Genomic DNA, 22,162 nt, shown 5'->3' on the forward strand with positions numbered 1-22,162 from the left:
TGGGCGCCGAATGGTTGCCGGGCTGCGGGCAATGGACCGAGCTTGGCCGATCGTGGTCCATCCGAAGGCTGCGCACAAGGGGGTGCGTTACCGGGGAGTAACGGCCAGATAACTGGTCGGCGGCCGATCAGCATAGGGCAGACACACAGGGTCGTCACCCCCGGGGCGGCAGGCAGGGAACCAACCGGACATCCAAGAAGAAAGCGCGCGAGGTCATTTACTACGAGTAACAGCGGCTGCGATTACCAAGTTTTGGCAAAACACAGCCGCTGATGTCGCTAAAACCATCTGTCGTGACCGTGCGTACGGAGCCGTACGCGCTTGTCAGAACAGCACGCGAGCCAGGGCACTACGCGCGGTGACTACCCGTGGATCCTCCGCGCCAATCACTTCGAAGAGTTCCAGAAGCCTCAGGCGGGCAGTCTCCCTGTCGTCCCCCGCGGACCTTTTCACCGTCTCCACAAGACGTCCGAACGCGTCCTCGACATGACCACCGGCCATGTCCAGGTCCGCCGCCCGGAGTTGGGCCTCCACGGCGGCCGGATCGTCCGCGGCGTCCTTGCGCACCTGCTGGGCGTCCAGACCCTGCACGCGGCTGAGCAGTTCGGCCATCGCGAGGCCGACGCGGGCCTCGGTGCTGCCGGGGTCGTCCGACAGGACGTTCTTGTAAGCCTGCACCGCACCGTTCAAGTCGCCCGCGTCCAGGGCCTGCTGGGCCGCCGCGAGCGCCGGGTCCTCCGGCTCCTCGGGCGCCTGCGGCGCCTCTTCGGCGCCCTCTTCGGCCACGGCGCCCTGCAGGCCCGTGATGCCGAACCGCTCCTCGGAGACCTGGATCAACTGGTCGAGCGTCTGCCGGATCTGCGCCTCGGGAGCCGCGCCCTGGAAGAGCGGCAGCGCCTGGCCGGCCACGACGGCGAACACCGCCGGGATCCCCTGGACGCCGAACTGCTGCATCAGCATCTGGTTGCTGTCGGCGTCGATCTTGGCAAGCATCACACGTCCGCCGTACTCGCGCGTCAGGCGCTCGAGTACGGGCGACAGCTGCTTGCACGGCTCGCACCACTCGGCCCAGAAGTCGATGACGACGGGCACCTCGGCGGAGCGCTGGAGGACCTGCTCCTCGAAGCCCGCCTCGTCGACATCGATCACCAGGCTCACGGGGGCTCCGCCCCCGCCCTGCTCGGCGGAGCGGGCCCGGGCCTCCTCCGCCTTCTGCTTGGCCTCACCGGCCGCCTTCACCGCGGAGAGGTCGACCACTCCGCTCATGGACATATTGCGTGGCTGCATGAGTCCAGTCTCCCCCCTTTCCGCCGTGGTGTGTGCCCCGCCGGTCCCCATCCGGCTGTGGCCGGGCTGCGGCTAGTGCCCGTGGTCGTGCCCGGCCGTGCCCGTGGTCGTGATCGTGGTCGTGATCAAGGTGTTGGCCGGGGTCGTGCTCGTGGTCTTGCGCGTGGTCGTCGCACCGGAGAGCGTTCCGTTTCCGATACGGTTCGTAGCGTAACTTGTGAGGGGGTCCTTCGCGCAACCCCCGTGTGCCGGGGACACGAAGTCGTTGGCCGGATCTGCCCGCCCGGTGCGGCAGACCGCCCGGTATGGTCTGGCGCCATGCCCTCTCCCGCCCCCTCGCCCCGCCGCGCCGGCAGGCCGCGCAGCACCGAGGCCGACGCCGCGATCATGGACGCCACGCGTGCGGCGCTGGTCGAGGTGGGCTGGAGCAAGCTCACAGTGGGACACGTCGCCGCACGTGCGGGCGTTGCCAAGACCACCCTCTACCGGCGCTGGTCGAACAAGGGCGAACTCGTCGTCCACGCGGTCGCGTCGCTCTTCGACGAGCTCGAACTGCCGGACTGCGGGAGTCTGCAGGCCGACATCGAATGCGTGGTGCTGGCCTTCGCCGACCTCCTCCAGCGGCCCGGCACCAACGCCTCACTGATGGCGGTCGTCGCCGAGTCCACGCACGATCCCGTACTGCGGGAGCACATCCGGAACGCCATCGTCGAACGGCAGAAGCGGCTGGTACTGCAGGGCCGCGAACGCGCGCAGGCCCGCGGCGAGTTGCCGCCCGACGCGGCGGACCCGGGGGAGGACGCGCGGCTGGTCGACCTGATCTTCGACGTCATCGCCGGAGCCGTGGTGCACCGCACACTGGTCAGCGCCGAACCGGTGGACCCGGAGTGGGCGTCCCGCTTCACGACGCTGATCCTCCACGGCCTCGCGGCGGCGTCACCCCGCTGACGGCGGGCAGGCCGCCGGGCTCACCGGGGACCGTGCGGAAGGCTCCCGCGCACCTGCCGGCTGCGCCGGCCCGCGCACCAACTGCCACCGCAGACAACCGATCCAGCACCGCCCGCACGGCCTCACGACGGCGTCTCGCCCCGCTGACGGCGGGCAAGCCGCCCGGCGCACCGGGCACCGCCCGCCGGGGCAGCGGACGCAGCCCTGCGTTGTCAGGGCTCCGCGCGTGCGCCGAAGCGACGGCCGCGTAGCGCGCGGCGATGGTCATCGCGGCGCAGAATGCGGCGGCATCCCGCACAGCGCGGCCCCGTGGCGCGGAACGCGGAAAGAGGACGAGGCCCGCGCGTCAGCGCGAAGCGCGGCGCAGTGCGAAGGACGCCGCGCCCACTGCCAGGGCCGCCGCGCCGGCGAGGACCGAGGAGACGGGGAGGGCGAACGCCAAGGCCAGGCAGCCGGCCAGGCCGGTCGCCGGGACGATTCGGCGACGGCCGCCACCGGCCGAAGTGAGCGTCCACGCGGACGCGTTGGCGATCGCGTAGTAGACGAGCACTCCGAAGGACGAGAACCCGATCGCGCCGCGCACGTCCGCCGTGGCGGCCAGGACCGCGACGACGGCGCCCACCGCGAGGCCGGCGCGGTGCGGCACCTCGAAGCGCGGATGGACCGCTGCCAGAGCGTGCGGAAGGTGACGGTCGCGGGCCATCGCCAGCACGGTCCGGGAGACGCCGAGGACGAGGGTCAGCAGTGCGCCCAGCGCGGCGACCACCGCCGCGGCCCGTACGGCCTGCTCCAGCCCCGGGATTCCCGCCGCGCGCGCGGCCTGGGTCAGCGGGGCGGCCGCGTCCGCCAGTCCCCCGCCGCCCAGTACGGACAGCACGGCGACCGCGACCGCCGCGTAGACGGCCAGCGCGACGGCCAGGGAGATCAGCACGGCGCGTGGAATGACGCGCGCGGGGTCGCGCACCTCCTCGCCGAGGGTGGCGATGCGCGCGTATCCCGCGAAGGCGAAGAACAGCAGTCCCGCCGCCTGGAGCACCCCGGGAACGGTGAGGTCCGCGCCCGGTTCCAGCCGGGCCGCGTCCGTTCCGTGCGCGGTGAGGAGCGCGGTCACCAGCGCGGCGAGCACCGCCAGGACGAGACCGACCACGGCGCGGGTGACCCAGGCCGACTTCTGCACCCCGGCGTGGTTCACCGCCGTCATCGCGACCACTGCCGCGACGGCCACGGCGTGCGCCTGCTCCGGCCACGCGTAGAAGCCCGCCGTCAGCGCCATCGCCGCACACGACGCGGTCTTGCCGGTCACGAAGGCCCATCCGGCGAGGTGGCCCCAGAAGTCCCCGAGCCGCTCACGTCCGTAGACGTAGGTGCCCCCGGAATCCGGGTAGCGGGCGGCCAGCCGGGACGAAGCGGTCGCATTGCAGTACGCCACGACGGCCGCGAGCGCGAGGCCGGCGAGCAGCCCCGATCCGGCGGCCCGCGCCGCCGGTGCGAGCGCGGCGAAGATCCCGGCGCCGAGCATCGAGCCCAGCCCGACGGCCACCGCGTCGAAAACCCCGAGCCGGCGGCGCATCCGCCCCGACGGCGGGCCCGGCGACGGGGGACCCGACGACGGCGGACCGGCCGCGCCCGGCCCCGGTGGTCTGTTCACGTACGGCTCCACGGCTCCTGGACGGCTCGGCCGTACATGCTACGGAGCCGTGCCCTCCCCCATCCATACGCCCGCGGCGGCGTGACCGCGGCTCCCGCCGGTCAGAAGACCGGCGGCTCCGTGTAGACGCCCCACTCGTCCCGCAGCGCGTCGCAGATCTCGCCGAGGGTGGCCTCCGCTCGTACGGCGTCGAGCATCGGCTCGATCATGTTCGCGTCGCCGCGGGCGGCCTCCATCATCGTGGCCAGAGCCGCGGTGACGGCCGCATCGTCCCGCTCCTTGCGGCGCTCACCGAGCGCCCGCACCTGCTCGTGCTCGACCTCGTGGCTGACCCGCAGGATCTCCAGGTCGCCGGTGACCGAGGAGGTGTGGCAGTTGACGCCGACGACCTTCTTCTCGTCCTTCTCCAGCGCCCGCTGGTAGGTGAAGGCGGCCTCGGCGATCTCACCGGTGAACCAGCCGTCCTCGATGCCGCGCAGAATGCCCGAAGTGATCGGGCCGATGGGGTGGTTCCCCTCGGGTACGGCGCGGCGGCCGCGCTCCTTGATCTGCTCGAAGATCTTCTCCGCGTCGGCCTCGATGCGGTCGGTGAGCGCCTCGATGTACCAGGAACCGCCCAGCGGGTCCGCGACGTTGGTGACGCCGGTCTCCTCCATCAGTACCTGCTGCGTGCGCAGCGCGATCTCCGCCGCCTGCTCGCTGGGCAGCGCGAGTGTCTCGTCCAGGGCGTTGGTGTGCAGGGAGTTGGTGCCGCCGAGCACGGCCGCGAGCGCTTCCACAGCGGTACGTACGACGTTGTTGTACGGCTGCTGAGCGGTGAGCGAGACGCCCGCCGTCTGAGTGTGGAAGCGCAGCCACTGCGCCTTCTCGCTCCGTGCCCCGTACTCCTCGCGCATCCAGCGGGCCCAGATCCTGCGCGCGGCACGGAACTTGGCGATCTCCTCGAAGAAGTCGACGTGCGCGTCGAAGAAGAAGGACAGGCCCGGCGCGAAGGCGTCGACGTCGAGGCCGCGGCTCAGGCCCAGTTCGACGTAGCCGAAGCCGTCGGCGAGCGTGTACGCCAGCTCCTGCGCAGCCGTGGAGCCCGCTTCCCGGATGTGGTAGCCGGAGACGGAGAGCGGCTTGTAGGCGGGGATGCCGCGGCTGCAGTGCTCCATCAGGTCGCCGATGAGCCGAAGATGGGGCTCCGGCTGGAAGAGCCACTCCTTCTGGGCGATGTACTCCTTGAAGATGTCCGTCTGGAGCGTGCCGTTCAGGACGCCCGGATCCACGCCCTGCCGCTCAGCCGCCACCAGGTACATGCAGAAGACCGGCACCGCGGGGCCGGAGATCGTCATCGAGGTCGTGACGTCGCCGAGGGGGATGCCGGAGAAGAGGACCTCCATGTCGGCGGCGGAGTCGATGGCGACGCCGCAGTGCCCGACCTCGCCCAGCGAGCGGGGGTCGTCGGAGTCCCGGCCCATCAGCGTCGGCATGTCGAACGCCACGGACAGCCCGCCGCCGCCGGACTCCAGGATCATCTTGTAGCGCTCGTTGGTCTGCTGGGCGTTGCCGAAGCCCGCGAACTGGCGGATCGTCCACGTCCGGCCGCGGTATCCGGTGGGGTGGAGGCCACGCGTGAACGGATACTCGCCGGGCCAGCCGATGCGCTCGAAGCCCTCGACCGTGTCTCCGGAGCGCGGGCCGTAGACGGGCGCGACGGGGTCGCCGCTGAGTGTCGTGAAGTCGGCATCGCGCTTGCGGGCGGCGTCGTACCGGGCCTGCCAGCGGCGGCGGCCCTCTTCAATCGCGTGTGCGTCCATACTCCCGAATTTACTTGGACGTCCAAGTAATTGTCGACCGATCGTTCGGTGAAGCCGGTCGACGGCAGAGGGTTACAGATACGGACGGGGCGGCTGTTACGCCTTGGCGGGAGCGGTCTCCCCGTCCTCGACCAGCGGCGCGACCTCGGCCACGACCTTGCGCTCGACGAAGAAGGCGGCCGTCGGAATCGTCCCGGAGAGCAGGATCCACAGCACCTTGCCGAACGGCCAGCGGGCCTTCTGCCCCAGGTCGAAGGCGACGACCAGGTAGACCATGTAGAGCAGGCCGTGGGCCTGGGAGACCACGAAGGTCAGATCCTCGCCCGTGCCGAATCCGTACTTGAAGATCATGCAGGTGCACAGCACCAGCAGCATCACAGCGGTGACGTAGGCCATCACCCGGTACCGGGTCAGTACGGACTTCTTCATGGGGACGAGCGTAACGGGCCGTTCCGCGGGGCCTTCAGGCGCCCTGCTCCTCCGAGAAGTCCTGAGCGGAGACGCGCAGGGGACGGAGCATCGCGAAGATCTCCCCGCACTCCTCCGCGTCGTACGCGCCCATCCCGAATTCCACGGCCATCAGTTCCCGTGTCGCCGCCTCGCACACCTCGCGGCCCTTGTCGGTGATGGACGCGAGAGTGCCGCGGCCGTCCTCGGGGTTGGGGCGCTTGTCGACGAGCCCGGACTTCTGGAGCCGGTCGACGGTGTTCGTGACCGACGTCGGGTGCACCATCAGACGCTCGCCGATCTTCGACATCGGCAGCTCGCCGGCCCGCGAGAAGGTGAGCAGCACGAGCGCCTCGTACCGCGCGAAGGTCAGGCCGTAAGGCTTGACCACCGCGTCGACCTGGGCCAGCAGGATCTGCTGGGCTCTCATGATCGAGGTGATCGCGGCCATGGACGGCACCGCTCCCCACCGCTGCTTCCAGAGCTCGTCGGCGCGGGCGATGGGGTCGAACGTCAGACTGAGCGGCTTCGGCACGCCGTAAACCCTAGTGGGCGCTCACACGTCGGACACAGGCGTCTCAGGGACCGGTCCTCCGGCGCCCTCGCGGGTGCCCGTACGCGCGGCCGGTCCGGCGCGGACCGCCCGTACCGCGCCCACCGCCGCGAGCACACATGCCGTGCCCGCCGCTCCGGCCGCCACGACCGCCCAGTGCGGCGGCATGAACTCCGCGGCGAGGCCGCCCGCCGCCATGCCCATGCCCTGCACCGTCATCAGGCCCGCCGTCATCACCGTCATGGCGCGGGCCCGCAGCTCCTCCGGGACGGCGTCGAAGAACCAGCGGTCGAGGCCGAGTGTGTAAGCGATGCCCGAACCCGCGACGAGCAGCGCGGTCAGCGCTAGCGGCAGACCGGGCCGCCAGGCGAAGAGCAGGAAAGGCAGCAGCAGACAGCCCGCGAGCGGCAGCACCAGCCGCTCCCGGGTGCCGGGCCGCAGCAGCGCGCCCGCGGCCAGCTCGGCCGCGACACCTCCCACCGGCATCGCCGCCAGCAGCAGGCCCACGCCGACGGACCCGGCACCGATCTCGGCCGAGTACGGCGCGGCCAGCCCCTCCGGTACGACGAGGAAGGCCGGAGGCAGCCAGTTGAGCACGAGGAGCGCACGTATGCGCCGGTCGGCGAAGAGGGCGCGGGTACCGCCTCGGGTGCCGCCTCGGGCGCGCTCCGCGGCCGCCGGAGGACGTGCCGCGGTGCCGGTGCGCAGCAGCACGGCGGAGGCGAGGAATCCGGCGACCGTGAGCAGCAGCGCGCCGCGCGGCGACATCGCCAGCAGCAGGAGCCCCGTGGCCGCGAAGCCCGCGATCTGCGCCGCCTGCGCGGAGATCCGGATCAGCGAGCGCCCCAGTACGAACGCGTCCCCGTGCAGGAACTCGCCCATCCCGGCCGCCCGTACGCCGCCGAACAGCGGCTGCACGAAGGCGGTCACCGCGCGGAGCGCCAGCAGCGCCGCAAGCGGCATGCCCGGCACCGTCATGGCCGCGACGCCCACGGCGCAAACCAGGTCGCAGCCCACCAGCACCCGGCGTCCCTCGCACCGCTCGGCGACGGGCGCGAGCAGGGCGCCGCCCAGCGCCTGCGGCATGAAGCCCAGGCCGAAGGTGAGGGCGGACATGAAGGGCGAGGCGGTCCGGGCGTAGACCAGCACGGGCAGCGCGACGTGCGAGACGACGGTGCCCAGCAGCGAAAGCACATGCGCCGCGAAGACGAAGCGGAACTCCCGCACCCGGAAGACTGCCCGGTAACCGTTGCGCTGCGCGGCAGGAGAAGGCATGGCCGGAAGCCTGTCGCGGGCCGCCCGCGCTCTCTAGTCTTTCGGCACAGCACGAATCCGGGAGGAGGGCGCCATGCCTCATCATCTGCGGTTCGGCGCCAAGGACTTGCTGCGATGCCGCTTCGCCTTCTCTCCGCTGTGCGAGACCCACGAGGCCGTACGCACGCTGCGCCGCACCGAGCGGCACAGCTACCACCTGCCGTGGCTGCGCAGGATCCACGGCGCGGTCGCAGGGCTCGACCTGGCACCCCTGTGGCTGTTGATGCCGCAACCCAGCGGCTACACACCGGACTTCCTCGGACCGCCGCCGTCGACCAGTGGCGGCCCGCCCGCCGCCTTCGGCGACGAGCTGGAGCAGGTGCGCCGCACCGATCCGGCTCTCGCCCGCGACGAGATCGCCCTCTCCCTTGCGTCCACCCCCGGCGCCGCCGAGTCGCCCCGTGGCCGGGCGATGCTGGCGGATCCGGCGCGCGCCGTGCAGGAGCTGGCGGACCTGACGCAGTGCGCCTGGGACGCGCTGCTGGCCACCGACTGGCCCCGGCTGCGGGATCTGCTGGAGGCCGATGTCGCCCACCGCTCACGGCAGCTGGCGGAGGCGGGTCTGGAGCGGCTGTTCGCGGATCTGCATCCGGGGCTGTCCTGGAGCGAGGGCACGCTCTCCGTACGGACCAAGTACCGGGGCGCGATGGTGCAGGAGCTGAGCGGCCGCGGTGTGCTGCTGATGCCGAGCGCGTTCGTGTGGCCGGATGTGGTGAGCGGCTTCGCACCGCCCTGGCAGCCCACCGTGATCTATCCGGCACGCGGCGTCGGCGGGCTGTGGCAGCGGCCCACGCCGGACTCGGCGCAGGCTCTGGCTCGTCTGCTGGGCGCCAACAGGGCTGCCGTGCTGGGTGAGTTGGAGGAGCCGGCGTCGACGACCTCGCTCGCCGCACGGCTGGGGCTCGCGCCGTCCTCGGTGTCCGTCCACCTGTCGGTGCTGCGGGACGCCGGTCTGCTGACCTCACGGCGCGTGCATCACCAAGTGCTCTACGAGCGCACGCCGTTGGGCATCGCGCTGCTCGCCGGCGGCGGCGACGTGCCCGTGCCCTGACCGCCGGCGCTCAGCCCTGGCCGGAGAGCTGCTGCTCCACCGACTCGACCTTCGAGGTGAGCCCGTCCGTCACGCCCTGTCTGATGTCGGCCTTGAGGACGAGCGAGACGCGCGGAGCCCGCTCCTCGACGGCGGCGACGGCCCTGCGCACGACCTCCATGCACTCGTCCCATTCGCCTTCCAGCGACGTGAACATGGCGTCGGTGCGGTTCGGCAGCCCCGACTCGCGGACGACCCGCACCGCCTCAGCGACGTGTTCGCCGACGTCCTCGCCCACGCCGAGCGGCGTGACGGAGAAGGCGACGATCACTGCTTCTCCGCGTTCGCGCGCCGGACGTCCTGCTCCTTGCGGGCGCGGGCGGCGATCACGCCGGCCTCCTCCTCGCGGCGCAGCAGCCTGTCGGCGAAGAAGCCGCCGGCCGGCAGCACGGCCAGGACGAAGATCAGGGCGGCGCGGCCGATCGGCCAGCGCACGCGGTTCCAGGCGTCGGCCCAGAAGAGCACGTAGAGGACGAAGAGCGCACCGTGCACGGCGCCCATCACGGGCACCGCGTTGAAGTCGCTGGTCCGCTTCAGTACCGAGCAGCCCAGCAGCAGGAGGAACGAGATCGCCTCTGGGGTCGAGACCAGACGGAGGCGGCGCAGAGCGGAGACCGACTTCGGCGGCAGGCCGGTCGGGGTTTCCAGGATGGACACGGGAGACCTCGATCGTTTGTGAAGTGATGCACAAGCGCTGCCCATTCTTGCAGCCTTGCCCCTCCTCGCCCAGCCCAGGGTAGGTTTCCCATGTGCCTCAGTTCCGACTTCACAGTGCGAAAGTGCTCGCGGTCACGGTGAGCGGCGACGCCGTCAAGGCGAAGAACGGTTCCATGGTCGCCTACGACGGCGAGATGGCGTTCAAGAAGATGTCAGGCGGCGGCGACGGCCTGCGCGGGATGGTGACCCGGCGGCTGACCGGCGAGCAGATGACGGTCATGGAGGTGAAGGGGCACGGCACGTGCTACTTCGCCGACCGCGCCAGCGACGTCAACCTCGTCCAGCTGAACGGCGAGACGCTCCACGTCGAGGCGAGCAACCTGCTCTGCACGGACTCCGGGCTGCGCACCGGTACGACGTTCACGGGGCTGCGCGGCGCCTCCCAGGGCAACGGGCTGTTCACCACCACCGTCGAGGGCACCGGGCAGGCCGCGCTGATGTCCGACGGGCCCGCGGTGCTGCTGCGCGTCGCGCCGGGCATGCCGCTCCAGGTCGACCCGGGGGCGTACATCGCGCATCAGGGCAACCTCCAGCAGCACTTCCAGTCCGGGGTCAACTTCCGCACGATCATGGGCGAAGGGTCCGGCGAGTCCTTCCAGATCCGCTTCGAAGGTGACGGGCTCGTCTATGTGCAGCCCAGCGAGCGCAACACGGTCGGGGGCGAGGTCTGATGCCGTTCCGCGAGATCAACGCCAAGATGATCGAGGCCCAGGTGCAGCCCGGGCAGCGGCTGTTCAGCCAGCGCGGCGCCATGATCGCGTACAAGGGCGACGTCCGTTTCACGCCCAGCATGCAGGGCGGACAGGGCGGCGTGATGTCCATGATCGGGCGGCGCGTGGCGAACGAGGCGACGCCCCTGATGACCGTCGAGGGGCAGGGCACCGTGATGTTCGGCCACGGCGGCCACCACGTCGAGGTGATCGAACTCGACGGCGACACCCTCTGCGTCGAGGCCGACCGGCTGCTCGCCTTCGACGGGACGCTGGAGCAGGGCACGCTCTTCCTCGGCTCGGACGGCGGCGTGATGGGCATGGTCCGCGGCCAGGTCACCGGCCAGGGCCTGTTCACCACCACGCTCAAGGGCAGGGGCGCCGTCGCGGTGATGGCGCACGGCGGGATCATCCAGCTCCCGGTAACCCCCGACCGTCCCGTGCACGTGGACCCGCAGGCGTACGTGGCGCACCACGGCGACGTACGCAACAAGCTCTCCACGGCACTCGGCTGGCGCGACATGGTCGGACGCGGCTCCGGCGAGGGCTTCCAGCTCGAACTGTCCGGGAACGGAGCCGTGTTCGTACAGGCAAGTGAGGAGAAGCTGTGAGCACCGCCCCGCGCGTCCTGGACGTCACGACGCTTCCGTCCACCGACAACGTCGACCCCTACACCTTCTGCGTGGAGCTCAACGGGCAGTGGTTCCTGCAGAAGGGCAAGATGATCGCCTACTACGGGCAGATCGACTTCAGCGGAGTCGGCCACGGCCACCTCGACGGTCTCGTCGCCACCAGCTTCCACTCCCCGCTGCACGCGGCCGACTGGGTCGTCGCCGAGGGCAGCGGCAAGATGCTGCTCGCCGACCGGGCCTTCGACGTCAACTCCTACGACCTGGAGGACGGCAACCTCACGGTGCGCTCCGGGAATCTGCTGGCCTTCGAGCCGTCGCTGTCTCTCAAGCAGTCGATCATCCCCGGGTTCCTCACGCTCATCGGCACCGGCAAGTTCGTCGCGGCGTCCAACGGGGCGGTGCACTTCGTGGAGCCGCCCGTACGCGTCGACCCGCAGGCCCTGGTGGGCTGGGCGGACTGCCCCTCGCCCTGCCACCACTACGACCACGGCTACCTCAAGGGCGTGCTGGGCGGCATCCGCGCCCTGACGGGGATCGGCGGAGCGTCGGGCGAGGAGCACCAGTTCGAGTTCGTGGGGTCCGGCACCGTCCTGATCCAGTCCAGCGAGACGCTCATGGCGGAGAAGGCGACCGGCGCCGTGCCGCACGAGACAGGCGTCCCCGGCGGCGGGCAGGGCGGGCAGCGCGGCGGGCAGCAGACGCCGCAGCTCCCGGGCCAGCTCGGAGGCCTGCAGCGCAGGTTCGGGTTGTGAGTGCGGGACGGGAGTACATCTGTACGGGCGCTATGTAAGGTCTCGTACATGGACACCGACAACGGCACCAACGGCACCCGTTGGCTCACCGCTGACGAGCAGAGAGCCTGGCGCATCCACCTGGACGTCAACAGGCTGCTCATGTACCAGCTGGAGCGCGACCTCCAGCCGTTCGGCCTGACCATGAACGACTACGAGATCCTGGTCAACCTCTCCGAGTCCGAGGAGCACCGGATGCGGATGAGCGACCTCGCGGCCTCCACGCTTCAGTCCAAGAGCCGCCTTTCGCACCAGATCACGCGCATGGAGAAGGCGGGCCTGGTCCGCCGCGAGAACTGCGAGTCCGACAAGCGCGGACTCTTCGCCGTACTGACGGAGGAGGGGTGGGAGACGATGCGCGGTGTCGCGCCCCACCATGTCGACTCCGTACGGCGCCACTTCATCGACCGCATGGCACCGGAGGACCTCGGCCACCTGCGCGAGACGCTTCTGCCGGTGGCCGAGAAGCTGCGGGCCGAGCGCGGCCGGTTCTAGGGCTGCCCGCAGCGAGAGCAGATCCCGCGGGTTGACCTGACGCGGGCACGACGGTTCGGCCCCGCGCACACCCGCACGGATACGGACTCGGACGGCGACGGCGGGCCGTACCGTGCACGCCTGAGGTCACACCCGCCGTCAGACCGCCGCCGGCAGCCGCAGTACGAAGCGGGAGCCGCCCGGAACCGTCAGCGTCCCCCCATGCCGCGTCGCCACATCGCGGGCGATGGCCAGGCCGAGCCCCGCACCGCCCTCGTCGCGGCTTCGGGCGTCGTCGAGCCGTACGAAACGCTCGAAGATCCGCTCCCGCTCCGCCTCCGGCACGCCGGGCCCGTCGTCGTCGACCTCCAGCTCCACCCACCGGCCGTCCGCCTCCCGGATCTCCCGTACGGACACGAGCACCTGCGAGGCCGCGTGCCGCTGCGCGTTCTGCAGCAGATTGATCACCACGCGCGCCAACTGCGCCCTCGATCCGGTCACTTCGCCGTCCGTCATCTCACCGAGCCGTACGGGGTGCGGCTGCGGCTGCTGCTGCGCCAGCTCCTCCCGTACGAGCGCACCCAGCGCCACCCGGCCGTCGCCGGGCCGCTCGCCGGCGTCCAGGCGGGCGAGCAGCAGCAGGTCGGTCGCCAGCTGCTGCAGCCGCACCGTGTCCTGCACCGCGCCCTCCACGTCCAGCAGGTCCGGGTGCGCGGCACCCACCTCCAGCTGTGTGCGCAGGGAGGCAATGGGGCTGCGCAGCTCGTGCGAGACGTCAGCGACGAAGCGCCGCTGACGTTCGACGGAGGACTCGAGCGCGGCCAGTGTGTCGTTCGTCGTACGCGCGAGCCGCGCCACCTCGTCCCGAGCGTCCGGCTCGGGCACGCGCCGCGACAGGTCGGTGCTGGCCATGATCCCGGCCATCTCGCTGCGGATGCCCTCCACCGGCCGCAGCGCACGCCGCGTCACCAGCCACGTCACGCCCCCGACGACCAGCAGCATCACCGGCAGTCCGGCGAGCATCGCCTGCGTCACCGACGAGACGGCCTCCTGCTGGTCCTTGAGCGACGCGCCCGCGTAGACGGTCACGGGGGTGCCGTCGCGGGTGCGGCTCTGCACGCCGACGACGGTGAAGTCCTGGCCGTCCAGATCGACGGTCCGCTCCTCGGCGTCCCGGTCGACCTCGGCTCCGGCTGCGGCCCCGGCCGCGGCGGCCGCGCCCCCGTCCTCGTCCGCCTCTTCGCCGGCGTCCTCGCCAGTGTCCTCTGTGGCGTCGTCGGTGGCGTCGTCGCTGTCCTCGCCGGCGTCATCGGTGGCGTCGTCGCCGCGGCTCCTGTCCCGGTTGCGGTCCTTGTGCTCGTCGCCCGCGCCGTCGCCGGACTTGTCCTCGTCCTCGTCCGGGCGGTTGAAGCCGGCGACCGGGCCCTGTCCGCGCAGGGTTCCGCCAGCGCCGAGCACCTTCCCGCCGGGGCCGACGACCTGTGCGGGCTCGTCCTCGTCGGTGTCGAGGCCGTCCAGCTCCCGCACACCGCGGGCGTCCACGTCCGAGACCTCCGCGGCGACCGAGCGGGCCGCCGACTCCGCCTGGAGCCGGGCGTTGCCGGCGAGTCCGTCCCGCAGCACCGCGACGACGGCGAACCCGGCGGCCACCAGTGCGACCGCCACCACGAGGGCGGCGCCCAGCGCGGCGCGCGTCCGGACCGATCCCCTACGCACCGGCGTCCACCAGCCGGTATCCGGCGCCGCGCACGGTGGCGATCCAGCCCGCCCCGAGCTTGCGGCGCAGCGCGCTGACGTAGACCTCGACGATGTTGACGTCGCCCTCGTATGCGAAGTCCCAGACGTGTTCGAGGATTTCCGACTTGGAGACGACGTCCCCGGCCCGTACCGCGAGATGCTCCAGCACCGCGAACTCCTTCGCCGTCACCTCCACATCGCGCTCCCCCACGCTCACCCGGCGGGTCCCCGGGTCGACGTTGAGCTCGCCCAGCCGCAGCACGGTGCGTGCGCCCCGCGTACGCCGCCGCAGCAGCGCCCGGACCCTGGCGAGCAGCACGACGTACGAGAACGGCTTGGTCAGATAGTCGTCGGCACCGGTGTCCAGACCCTCGGCCTCGTCGTACTCGCCGTCCTTCGCGGTCAGCATCAGTACGGGCGTCTCGTCGCCTGCCGCGCGCAGGGCGCCGCACACCCGGTAGCCGTTCATGCCGGGCAGCATGATGTCGAGCACGATCAGGTCGTACGTGCCCTCGCTCGCCCGGTGCAGCCCCTCTTTGCCGTCGTGCACGACATCGACGGCGAATCCCTCGGCGCTCAGCCCCCGGGCGAGCGAGAGGGCGAGCCGGCGCTCGTCCTCCACGATCAGCAGACGCATGGGTCCACTCTCCCGCATCGCACCTGAAGGGATCTTCAGGTGGCTTCAGGCTGCCTTCAGCATCCTCCGGCCACGGTTGGGCGCACTGAGAAAGACGCAGCAACCCACTCGGGAGGAACCCATGAAGCGCAAGCTGGCCATCGCGACCGTCACGGCCGCGGCACTCATCGGCACCGGCACCGTCTCCGCCGTGGCCATGGCGGACGACGGCGCCCAGAAGAGCGCACAGGTCGCGAGCGCGCCGTACTCCGCTGACGACCGCGACGACCGCGACGACAAGGACGACCGGGCCGAGGACGCCAGGGAGGGCAAGGGCGACGACGACGGCCGCGACGACGACGCTGCTCCCGCCGGCCTGAAGATCTCCGCTGCCGACGCGGCAAGCAAGGCCGCCTCCGAGGGCACGGTCACATCGATCGACCTGGATGACGACAGGAACAACCGCGCCTGGGAGGTCGAGACGACCGACAAGAACGGCAAGCAGCAGGAGTTCCTCGTCGACGCCGACTCGGGCGAGCTCACCCGGCAGACCGCGGACGACGACCGCGATGACGCGCGTTCCGACGACGACCGCGCCGACGACCGTGATGACCGGGACGACAAGGACGACAAGGACGACGACAAGGGCCGCGACAGCGACGACGACCGGGAGGACGACGGCCGCGACGACGGCTGACCCCGACCGCGAAGGGCGGCGGGACCGGAATCCGGTCCCGCCGCACTTGTGTTCGCATGTGTTCGCACTTCTCGCCCGTATTCACGGGCCTAGCCGGGCTACTGCTCCGTGACGCCCGCGATCAGTTCGTCCGCCGCCGCGTACGGGTCGAGAGACCCCCCGACGACCTTCTCGGCCAGCGCGTCCAGCCGCTTCCCGCCGCGCAGCTCCCCCATCCGCTCGCGCAGCGCCGTCACGGCGATCGTCTCGATCTCCCGGGCGGCGCGGCGCGCACGCCGCTCGGCGAGCACGCCGTGCTCCTCCATCCACGCGCGGTGCTTCTCCAGCGCCTCCATGACCTCTTCGACGCCCTCGCTCCGCATGGCGACGGTCTTGACGATGGGCGGCCGCCAGTCACCCGGCGACCGGGCCTCGCCGAGCCCCAGCATGTGGTTGAGCTCGCGGACGGTCGCGTCGGCTCCGTCCCGGTCCGCCTTGTTGACGACGTACACATCGCCGATCTCGAGGATCCCCGCCTTCGCCGCCTGAATGCCGTCGCCCATCCCAGGGGCCAGCAGCACGACGCTGGTATCGGCCTGCGCCGCGATCTCGACCTCGCTCTGTCCCACGCCGACCGTCTCGACGAGCACCACGTCGCAGCCCGCGGCGTCCAGCACGCGGATCGCCTGCGGAGCGGCCCATGCCAGGCCGCCCAGGTGGCCGCGCGTCGCCATCGAGCGAATGTAGACGCCGGGATCGGAGGCGTGCTCGCCCATCCGCACCCGGTCGCCCAGCAGCGCACCGCCGGAGAAGGGCGAGGACGGGTCGACGGCGAGGATGCCCACCCGCTTGCCCGCACGCCGGTACGCGGTCACCAGCGCCGAGGTGGAGGTGGACTTGCCGACGCCCGGCGAACCGGTCAGGCCCACCACGTACGCGTTGCCGCAGCGCGGTGCGAGCGCCGCCATGACCTCGCGCAGCTGCGGCGACGCCCCCTCCACGAGAGAGATGAGCCGGGCCACGGCCCTCGGCCGGCCCTCTCTCGCCTGCTCGACCAGCTCGGAGACGTCCACCGCCATGCCTGCTGCGCTCCCCTGTCCTCAGTTCGCTGTCACCACGACCGTCTGCGACGGCACGGTCTGCACGACCGCATCTGCACGGCGGTCTTCCCGGTTCCCGGTCCCGGTCCCGGCCGGCGGCCTTCCCGGCCGTCCCGCCACGGCCCGCCGGCCCCGCCTGCTCACCAGGGCCGGCCGAACCGCTCCGTAACGGCGTGACTTACCCGTCCGCCTTCCCCGGAACCCGCAGCAGCAGTGCGTCGCCCTGTCCGCCGCCGCCGCAGAGCGCGGCCGCGCCGGTGCCGCCGCCCCTGCGCCGCAGCTCCAGGGCGAGGTGGAGGACGATACGCGCTCCGGACATCCCGATCGGATGCCCGAGCGCGATGGCACCGCCGTTGACGTTCACCTTTTCGGGGCCGACGCCGAGATCGTTCGTTGACTGCACGGCGACGGCGGCGAACGCCTCGTTGATCTCGATGAGATCGAGGTCCGCGGCCCGGATCCCGCCTCCGTCCTTCGCCAGCGCGTGCTCGATCGCACGGGAGGGCTGCGACTGGAGCGAGTTGTCCGGCCCGGCCACGTTGCCGTGCGCCCCGATCTCCGCGAGCCACTCGACGCCCAGCTCCTCGGCCTTGGCCCGGCTCATCACGACGACGGCCGCCGCACCGTCGGAGATCTGGGAGGCAGAACCGGCGGTGATGGTCCCGTCCTTGGCGAAGGCGGGCTTCAGCTTGCCCAGCGACTCGGCGGTGGTCTCGCCGCGGATGCCCTCGTCCTCGCTGAAGACGACGGGGTCGCCCTTGCGCTGCGGGATCTCGACCGGCGTGATCTCGGTCTCGAAGAGGCCGTTCTTCTGCGCTGCGGCGGCTCGCTGATGGGAGCGCGCCGCGACCTCGTCCTGCTCGGGGCGTGCGATGCCGAGCCGGGTGTTGTGCTTCTCCGTGGACGCGCCCATGGCGATGTTCTCGAAGGAGTCGGTCAGCCCGTCGTGGGCCATCGCGTCGAGCATCTCGACGGCGCCGTACTTGTAGCCGTCGCGGGACTTGGGGAGCAGGTGCGGCGCGTTCGTCATCGACTCCTGTCCGCCCGCGACGACGATGTCGAACTCGCCCGCCCGCACGAGCTGGTCGGCCAGCGCGATCGCGTCGAGCCCGGAGAGGCAGACCTTGTTGACCGTCAGGGCCGGGACGTTCATAGGGATGCCGGCCTTGACGGCCGCCTGACGGGCCGGGATCTGGCCGGCGCCGGCCTGGAGCACCTGCCCCATGATCACGTACTCGACCTGGTCGCCACCGATCCCCGCCCGTTCCAGTGCGGCCTTGATCGCGAAGCCGCCGAGGTCGGCCCCGGAGAAGGACTTGAGCGAGCCGAGCAGCCGCCCCATGGGCGTACGGGCGCCGGAGACGATCACCGAGTTGCCGTTGACGGACGTACGGGCTGACGTACCAGTCATCAGGTTCAGATCCCTTCCTGAGGGTCCCCCGGGCCGCAGGGCTCGGAGGTGGGTCCACCCGGGCACGGGGGACGGGGCTGGAAGTTAACGAGGGTTAAGGGGGCTGCCGCCAATGTACTGAGCGGTACGGCACCGGGTCACCGGTCAGCGGGTGTGACCGTGCGCACGTTGCGTAACCGAGCGCCGAGGCGCTGCACTGGGGCAATGCTGACGCGTATCGACCACATCGGGATCGCCTGTTTCGACCTGGAGAAGACCGTCGACTTCTACCGTGCCACGTACGGCTTCGAGGTCTTCCACACGGAGGTCAACGAGGAGCAGGGGGTCCGCGAGGCCATGCTCCGTATCAACGGCACGGACGACGGCGGCGCCTCGTACATCCAGCTCCTGGAGCCCGTGCGCGAGGACTCCGCAGTCGCCAAATGGCTGGCCGACCGCGGTGAGGGCGTCCACCACATCGCCTTCGGAACCGCCGACGTGGACACCGACTCGGAAGAGATCCGCGGCCACGGTGTGCGCGTTCTCTACGACGAGCCGCGCAGGGGTTCGATGGACTCGCGAATCACCTTCCTCCACCCCAAGGACTGCCACGGAGTCCTCACGGAGTTGGTCACCGCGGCGGCCTCGCACACCTCTGATTACTCATCGGCAACAACGAGCCACTGACGCCTGCCTTTCGGCCCGGTAGAGTGGCCACTCGGCCGGGGCGGGCCTCCGCACCATCCCGAGGAGGGTCCGGGCTGGGGGTCCGGCCCGGAGTTCTGCCGATGATCTGACACGCTCGCCACGAGGAGTCAGTTCACCACCACGACCAGGGGACGGATGGGACCGCGCAGTGCGGGGCTACGACCGCTACGAGGCTGACGACCACCTCTCGCAGTTCGAGGCCGAGATGGAGCGGCTGAAGAAGGACCGGGAGAAGGCCGTCGACCATGCCGACGACCTCGGCTATCAGGTCGAAGTGCTGCGCGCCAAGCTGCACGAGGCGCGCCGCGCAGTCGCCACGCGTCCGGCCGGCTACGACAACCTCTCCCAGCAGGCCGAGTCGCTGCTTCGCAACGCCCAGCTCCAGGCCGACCAGATGCGGGCCGACGCCGAGCGCGAGCTGCGCGACGCCCGCATGGAGACGCAGCGGCTGCTCCAGGAGCGGGCCGAGCAGCAGTCCCGGCTGGAGTCGGAGCTGCACGCCGAGGCCGTACGCCGCCGCCAGCAGCTCGACCAGGAGCTGGCCGAGCGCCGCTCCACCGTCGAGTCCCACGTCAACGAGAACGTCGCCTGGGCCGAACAGCTGCGCGCCCGTACGGAACAGCAGGCGCAGCGCCTCATGGAGGAGACGCGCGCCGAGACCGAGCGCTCACTGGCGCAGGCCCGCGAAGAGGCCGAGCGGCACGCGGACGACACCCGCAGCCGGATGACCTCGGAGGCCGACAAGGCCCGCGCCGAGGCCGACGCGATCCTGCGGCGGGCGCGCGCCGAGGCGGAGCGGATGATCAATTCCGCTTCGACCCAGGCGCAGGAGGCCACCGAGCACGCGGAGCAGCTTCGTACCTCCTCCACCTCCGAGTCCGAGTCCTCCCGTCGCGAGGCCGCCGACCTGGTACGCCGGGCCGGCGAGCGGATGCAGGAGGCCGAGGCCGCGCTGCGCGAGGCCCGCTCCGAGGCCGAGCAGAAGCTGTCGAAGGCGACCGAGTCGGCGGAGAAGCTGCTCTCGGACGCCGAATCGGACAACGAGCAGCGCCTCCGTACGGCCAAGAACGAAGTGGCCCGCATGGTCGGCGAGGCCACCAAGGAGTCCGAGGCCATCAAGGCCGAGGCGGAGCAGCTTCGCGAGGAGGCCAAGGCCGCCGCGGAGCAGCTGATCGAGGAAGCGAAGGCCGAGGCCCGCTCCCGCTCGGCCGAGGAGTCCGCGAACCAGCTCGCCGAGGCGGCGCGGACGGCGGAGGACGCCCTCGACAAGGCGTCCGAGGACGCCAAGGCCACCACGCGCAAGGCCGGTGAAGAGGCCGAACGGATCCGCCGGGAGGCGGAGGACGAGGCCGAGCGGCTGCGCAGCGAGGCCCAGCGGCTCGTCGAGGAGCTCGAAGGCGCCGCCAAGGACGACACGCAGCAGTACCGCGAGAAGACCGTCGAGTTCCAGGAGGAGGCCCGGCGGCTGCGCGGAGAGGCCGAGCAGCTGCGCGCGGAGGCGGTCGAGGAGGGCGAGCGGATCCGCGGCGAGGCCCGCCGCGACGCCGTCCAGCAGATCGAGGAGGCGGCCAACCACGCCGAGGAACTCCTGGTCAAGGCCAAGGCGGACGCGGAGGACACCCGCACCGAGGCGGGCAACGAGAGCGAACGCGTACGCACGGAGGCCATCGAGCGGGCCACGGCGCTGCGCCGCCAGTCCGAGGAGACGCTGGAGCGGGCCAACACCGAGGCGGAAGAACTGCGTTCGACCGCCGAGCAGCAGGCGGGGCAGACCCGCGCCGACGCCGACGAGGCCGGCAGGCGCATCCGTGAGGAGGCCGAGCAGGCCGCCAAGGACCGCAAGGCGGAGGCCGCCGAGGAGCTGGAACGGCTCCACACGGAGGCGGAGACGAAGCTCACGGCGGCCGAACGCGAACTCAGCGAGGCGCACAGCGAGTCGGAGCGGCTGCGTGAAGAGGCCCGCGCCGAGACCGAGCGGCTGCGCACGGAGTCGGCCGAACGGCTGCGCACCCTCCAGCAGCAGGCCGAGGAGGAAGCCGAACGGCTGCGCAGCGAGGCGCACTCGGACGCCTCCCAGTCCCGCGCAGAGGGCGAGGCGCTGGCCGTACAGCTGCGCAGCGACGCCGCTTCCGAGGCGGAACGGCTGCGCAACGAGGCCCAGGACACCGCCGACCGGATCAGGTCGGAGGCCAACGCCGCCGCGGAGCGCGTGAACGCGGAGGCCGCCGAGGCGCTCGAAGCCGCCCGCGAGGAGGCCGACCGACGGCGGCGCGAGGCCGAGGAGTTGCTGGCCGGCGCCCGCGAGGAGGCGCACCGGGAGCGCACCGACGCACGCGAGCAGAGCGACGAACTCCTGGCCACCGCCCGGCAGCGGGTGGAGGACGCGCAGAGCGAGGCGGCCCGGCTCGTCGAGGAGGCGGAGCGCCGCGCTGCCGACATGGTCAGCGCCGCGGAGGAGACCGCCCAGCAGGTACGCGACTCGGTCACGGGCCTCCACGAGCGCGCCGAGGAAGAGATCACGCACCGGCGGGCCGCGGCCGAGAAGGCGGCGGCGGAGCTGCGACGCGAGGCGCAGGAGGAGTCCGAGGCCGCCAAGTCGATGGCGGAGACGACGGTTTCGGAGGCCCTGGAAGAGGCCGACAGGAACCGCACCGAGTCGGAGCGCGTCCTCGACGAGGCCCGCGAGGAGGCCGCCCGCCGGCGCAACGACGCCGCCGAGCAGGCCGACCGGCTGCTCGCCGAGGCTCGCGAGGAGGCCCGCCGCACCCAGACGACGGCGGAGGAACAGGCCGACAGCATGGTGGGCGCGGCCCGCAGGGAGTCCGACCGTCTGGTCAGCGAGGCCCGCGAGGACAGCCGCCAGGTGGTGGAGAAGGCCCGCGACGACTCCAACACCATGCTGGAGGAGGCCCGAAGCGACTCCGCCGCGATCCGGGAGCGTACGCAGGAGCAGCGCACCCGTGTCGAGCGCGAGATCGAGAAGCTGCACGAGCGGGCCCGCAGGGAGTCCTCCGAGGCCATGCAGGCCGCGGGAGAGCGCTGCGACAAGCTCGTGAAGGCGGCGCAGGAACAGCTGCGTGACGCCGAGGAGAAGGCCGCACGCCTCGTACGCGAGGCCGACAACGAGGCGAGCAACGTCCGTGTCTCTGCGGTCAAGAAGGCCGAGGGCCTGCTCAAGGACGCCGAGCAGCGCAAGGCCGAACTCGTACGCGAGGCCCAGCAGATCAGGGACGAGGCCAGGGCCGAGGCGGAGACGACCGTCGAGGCCGGGCAGCGTGAACTGGAGGTGCTGGAGCGCCGCCAGGAGGACATCAACGCCGAGATCTCGCGCGTGCAGGATGTACTGGAAGCACTGGAATCCTTCGAAACTCCCGGATCCGGCGGCGGCCCGGAGAGCGGAAGCGGTAAGAAGGGCAGCGCCGACACCGGGTCAACCAATGGCGTTGCCGCGGGAGTTGGTGCAGGTACGACTCGGTCCGCTGGCAAGGAGTCCGGAAGTTAGCCACTCGAACGAGCGCACAT

At 71.5% G+C, this 22,162-nt stretch carries 21 protein-coding genes; 9 read left to right on the plus strand and 12 right to left on the minus strand.

Annotated elements, in window-relative coordinates:
* Window positions 1-324: 324 nt before the first annotated feature.
* Window positions 325-1,287: a tetratricopeptide repeat protein gene (locus ACSMXX_RS08355; protein ID WP_473183394.1), complete on the minus strand. Its 963-nt coding sequence runs from the start codon at window positions 1,285-1,287 to the stop codon at window positions 325-327.
* Between the two features lie 318 nt (window positions 1,288-1,605).
* Here ACSMXX_RS08355 and ACSMXX_RS08360 point away from each other — a divergent pair, with 318 nt between their 5' ends.
* Window positions 1,606-2,235, plus strand: a complete 630-nt coding sequence (locus ACSMXX_RS08360) for a TetR/AcrR family transcriptional regulator (RefSeq protein WP_473183395.1) — start codon at window positions 1,606-1,608, stop codon at window positions 2,233-2,235.
* 346 nt (window positions 2,236-2,581) lie between these two features.
* Here ACSMXX_RS08360 and ACSMXX_RS08365 read toward each other — a convergent pair whose 3' ends face one another.
* The 5 genes from ACSMXX_RS08365 to ACSMXX_RS08385 form a co-directional block, all read right to left on the minus strand.
* On the minus strand, window positions 2,582-3,805 hold the full coding sequence (locus ACSMXX_RS08365; protein WP_473184695.1) for an APC family permease: 1,224 nt from the start codon (window positions 3,803-3,805) through the stop codon (window positions 2,582-2,584).
* 179 nt (window positions 3,806-3,984) lie between these two features.
* Complete coding sequence (locus ACSMXX_RS08370) at window positions 3,985-5,685, minus strand: acyl-CoA mutase large subunit family protein (RefSeq protein ID WP_473183396.1); 1,701 nt, start codon at window positions 5,683-5,685, stop codon at window positions 3,985-3,987.
* 96 nt (window positions 5,686-5,781) lie between these two features.
* The gene (locus ACSMXX_RS08375; protein ID WP_473183397.1) at window positions 5,782-6,114 is read right to left on the minus strand and encodes a DUF3817 domain-containing protein; all 333 of its coding nucleotides are present in this window, start codon (window positions 6,112-6,114) and stop codon (window positions 5,782-5,784) included.
* A 34-nt stretch (window positions 6,115-6,148) separates the two neighbouring features.
* Entirely contained in the window at window positions 6,149-6,667 is a 519-nt protein-coding gene (locus ACSMXX_RS08380; RefSeq protein WP_473183398.1) for a MarR family winged helix-turn-helix transcriptional regulator, read from the minus strand.
* A gap of 21 nt (window positions 6,668-6,688) precedes the next feature.
* Window positions 6,689-7,960, minus strand: coding sequence for an MFS transporter (locus tag ACSMXX_RS08385; RefSeq protein ID WP_473183399.1), 1,272 nt, complete (start codon window positions 7,958-7,960; stop codon window positions 6,689-6,691).
* A 73-nt stretch (window positions 7,961-8,033) separates the two neighbouring features.
* Between ACSMXX_RS08385 and ACSMXX_RS08390 the strand changes: the two genes are divergently transcribed.
* Window positions 8,034-9,050: an ArsR/SmtB family transcription factor gene (locus tag ACSMXX_RS08390; protein WP_473183400.1), complete on the plus strand. Its 1,017-nt coding sequence runs from the start codon at window positions 8,034-8,036 to the stop codon at window positions 9,048-9,050.
* A 10-nt stretch (window positions 9,051-9,060) separates the two neighbouring features.
* On the opposite strand, the gene ACSMXX_RS08395 is transcribed toward ACSMXX_RS08390, so the two are convergent.
* Window positions 9,061-9,360, minus strand: a complete 300-nt coding sequence (locus ACSMXX_RS08395; RefSeq protein ID WP_473183401.1) for an MTH1187 family thiamine-binding protein — start codon at window positions 9,358-9,360, stop codon at window positions 9,061-9,063.
* The gene (locus ACSMXX_RS08400) at window positions 9,357-9,746 is read right to left on the minus strand and encodes a DUF3817 domain-containing protein (protein WP_473183402.1); all 390 of its coding nucleotides are present in this window, start codon (window positions 9,744-9,746) and stop codon (window positions 9,357-9,359) included. The genes ACSMXX_RS08395 and ACSMXX_RS08400 overlap by 4 nt, the downstream gene beginning before the upstream one ends.
* 92 nt (window positions 9,747-9,838) lie before the next feature.
* Here ACSMXX_RS08400 and ACSMXX_RS08405 point away from each other — a divergent pair, with 92 nt between their 5' ends.
* The 4 genes from ACSMXX_RS08405 to ACSMXX_RS08420 are packed head-to-tail and all read left to right on the plus strand — an operon-like array spanning window position 9,839 to window position 12,434.
* Window positions 9,839-10,477: an AIM24 family protein gene (locus ACSMXX_RS08405; RefSeq protein ID WP_473183403.1), complete on the plus strand. Its 639-nt coding sequence runs from the start codon at window positions 9,839-9,841 to the stop codon at window positions 10,475-10,477.
* Complete coding sequence (locus ACSMXX_RS08410; RefSeq protein ID WP_473183404.1) at window positions 10,477-11,127, plus strand: AIM24 family protein; 651 nt, start codon at window positions 10,477-10,479, stop codon at window positions 11,125-11,127. Before ACSMXX_RS08405 ends, ACSMXX_RS08410 begins: the two co-directional genes overlap by 1 nt.
* Window positions 11,124-11,900, plus strand: coding sequence for an AIM24 family protein (locus ACSMXX_RS08415; RefSeq protein WP_473183405.1), 777 nt, complete (start codon window positions 11,124-11,126; stop codon window positions 11,898-11,900). The genes ACSMXX_RS08410 and ACSMXX_RS08415 overlap by 4 nt, the downstream gene beginning before the upstream one ends.
* A gap of 48 nt (window positions 11,901-11,948) precedes the next feature.
* Window positions 11,949-12,434 (plus strand): MarR family winged helix-turn-helix transcriptional regulator, encoded by a 486-nt coding sequence (locus ACSMXX_RS08420; protein WP_473183406.1) that lies wholly within the window; start codon window positions 11,949-11,951, stop codon window positions 12,432-12,434.
* Between the two features lie 138 nt (window positions 12,435-12,572).
* Here ACSMXX_RS08420 and ACSMXX_RS08425 read toward each other — a convergent pair whose 3' ends face one another.
* Together ACSMXX_RS08425 and ACSMXX_RS08430 are read right to left on the minus strand one after the other, a co-directional pair.
* The gene (locus tag ACSMXX_RS08425; protein ID WP_473183407.1) at window positions 12,573-14,129 is read right to left on the minus strand and encodes a sensor histidine kinase; all 1,557 of its coding nucleotides are present in this window, start codon (window positions 14,127-14,129) and stop codon (window positions 12,573-12,575) included.
* Window positions 14,122-14,787, minus strand: a complete 666-nt coding sequence (locus ACSMXX_RS08430) for a response regulator transcription factor (RefSeq protein ID WP_473183408.1) — start codon at window positions 14,785-14,787, stop codon at window positions 14,122-14,124. The genes ACSMXX_RS08425 and ACSMXX_RS08430 overlap by 8 nt, the downstream gene beginning before the upstream one ends.
* A 121-nt stretch (window positions 14,788-14,908) precedes the next feature.
* Between ACSMXX_RS08430 and ACSMXX_RS08435 the strand changes: the two genes are divergently transcribed.
* The gene (locus ACSMXX_RS08435) at window positions 14,909-15,463 is read left to right on the plus strand and encodes a PepSY domain-containing protein (protein ID WP_473183409.1); all 555 of its coding nucleotides are present in this window, start codon (window positions 14,909-14,911) and stop codon (window positions 15,461-15,463) included.
* A 98-nt stretch (window positions 15,464-15,561) separates the two neighbouring features.
* On the opposite strand, the gene meaB is transcribed toward ACSMXX_RS08435, so the two are convergent.
* Both meaB and ACSMXX_RS08445 read right to left on the minus strand, forming a co-directional pair.
* On the minus strand, window positions 15,562-16,521 hold the full coding sequence (gene meaB, locus ACSMXX_RS08440; protein WP_473183410.1) for a methylmalonyl Co-A mutase-associated GTPase MeaB: 960 nt from the start codon (window positions 16,519-16,521) through the stop codon (window positions 15,562-15,564).
* Window positions 16,522-16,720: 199 nt separating this feature from the next.
* Window positions 16,721-17,911, minus strand: coding sequence for an acetyl-CoA C-acetyltransferase (locus tag ACSMXX_RS08445; RefSeq protein WP_473184696.1), 1,191 nt, complete (start codon window positions 17,909-17,911; stop codon window positions 16,721-16,723).
* A gap of 246 nt (window positions 17,912-18,157) precedes the next feature.
* Here ACSMXX_RS08445 and mce point away from each other — a divergent pair, with 246 nt between their 5' ends.
* Together mce and scy are read left to right on the plus strand one after the other, a co-directional pair.
* Entirely contained in the window at window positions 18,158-18,619 is a 462-nt protein-coding gene (gene mce, locus ACSMXX_RS08450; protein ID WP_473183411.1) for a methylmalonyl-CoA epimerase, read from the plus strand.
* Between the two features lie 169 nt (window positions 18,620-18,788).
* Window positions 18,789-22,142: a polarized growth protein Scy gene (gene scy, locus ACSMXX_RS08455; RefSeq protein ID WP_473183412.1), complete on the plus strand. Its 3,354-nt coding sequence runs from the start codon at window positions 18,789-18,791 to the stop codon at window positions 22,140-22,142.
* Window positions 22,143-22,162 lie beyond the last annotated feature (20 nt).

This window comes from Streptomyces sp. DSM 116795 (assembly GCF_055792905.1).

Coding starts and splice junctions, on each gene's coding strand:
- mce (WP_473183411.1), top strand. CDS start 18,158: ATGCTGACGCGTATCGACCACATCGGGATCGCCTGTTTCGACCTGGAG.
- ACSMXX_RS08420 (WP_473183406.1), top strand. CDS start 11,949: ATGGACACCGACAACGGCACCAACGGCACCCGTTGGCTCACCGCTGAC.
- ACSMXX_RS08355 (WP_473183394.1), bottom strand. CDS start 1,287: ATGCAGCCACGCAATATGTCCATGAGCGGAGTGGTCGACCTCTCCGCG.
- ACSMXX_RS08435 (WP_473183409.1), top strand. CDS start 14,909: ATGAAGCGCAAGCTGGCCATCGCGACCGTCACGGCCGCGGCACTCATC.
- ACSMXX_RS08370 (WP_473183396.1), bottom strand. CDS start 5,685: ATGGACGCACACGCGATTGAAGAGGGCCGCCGCCGCTGGCAGGCCCGG.
- ACSMXX_RS08375 (WP_473183397.1), bottom strand. CDS start 6,114: ATGAAGAAGTCCGTACTGACCCGGTACCGGGTGATGGCCTACGTCACC.
- ACSMXX_RS08390 (WP_473183400.1), top strand. CDS start 8,034: ATGCCTCATCATCTGCGGTTCGGCGCCAAGGACTTGCTGCGATGCCGC.
- ACSMXX_RS08385 (WP_473183399.1), bottom strand. CDS start 7,960: ATGCCTTCTCCTGCCGCGCAGCGCAACGGTTACCGGGCAGTCTTCCGG.
- ACSMXX_RS08365 (WP_473184695.1), bottom strand. CDS start 3,805: ATGCGCCGCCGGCTCGGGGTTTTCGACGCGGTGGCCGTCGGGCTGGGC.
- ACSMXX_RS08360 (WP_473183395.1), top strand. CDS start 1,606: ATGCCCTCTCCCGCCCCCTCGCCCCGCCGCGCCGGCAGGCCGCGCAGC.
- ACSMXX_RS08410 (WP_473183404.1), top strand. CDS start 10,477: ATGCCGTTCCGCGAGATCAACGCCAAGATGATCGAGGCCCAGGTGCAG.
- meaB (WP_473183410.1), bottom strand. CDS start 16,521: ATGGCGGTGGACGTCTCCGAGCTGGTCGAGCAGGCGAGAGAGGGCCGG.
- ACSMXX_RS08430 (WP_473183408.1), bottom strand. CDS start 14,787: ATGCGTCTGCTGATCGTGGAGGACGAGCGCCGGCTCGCCCTCTCGCTC.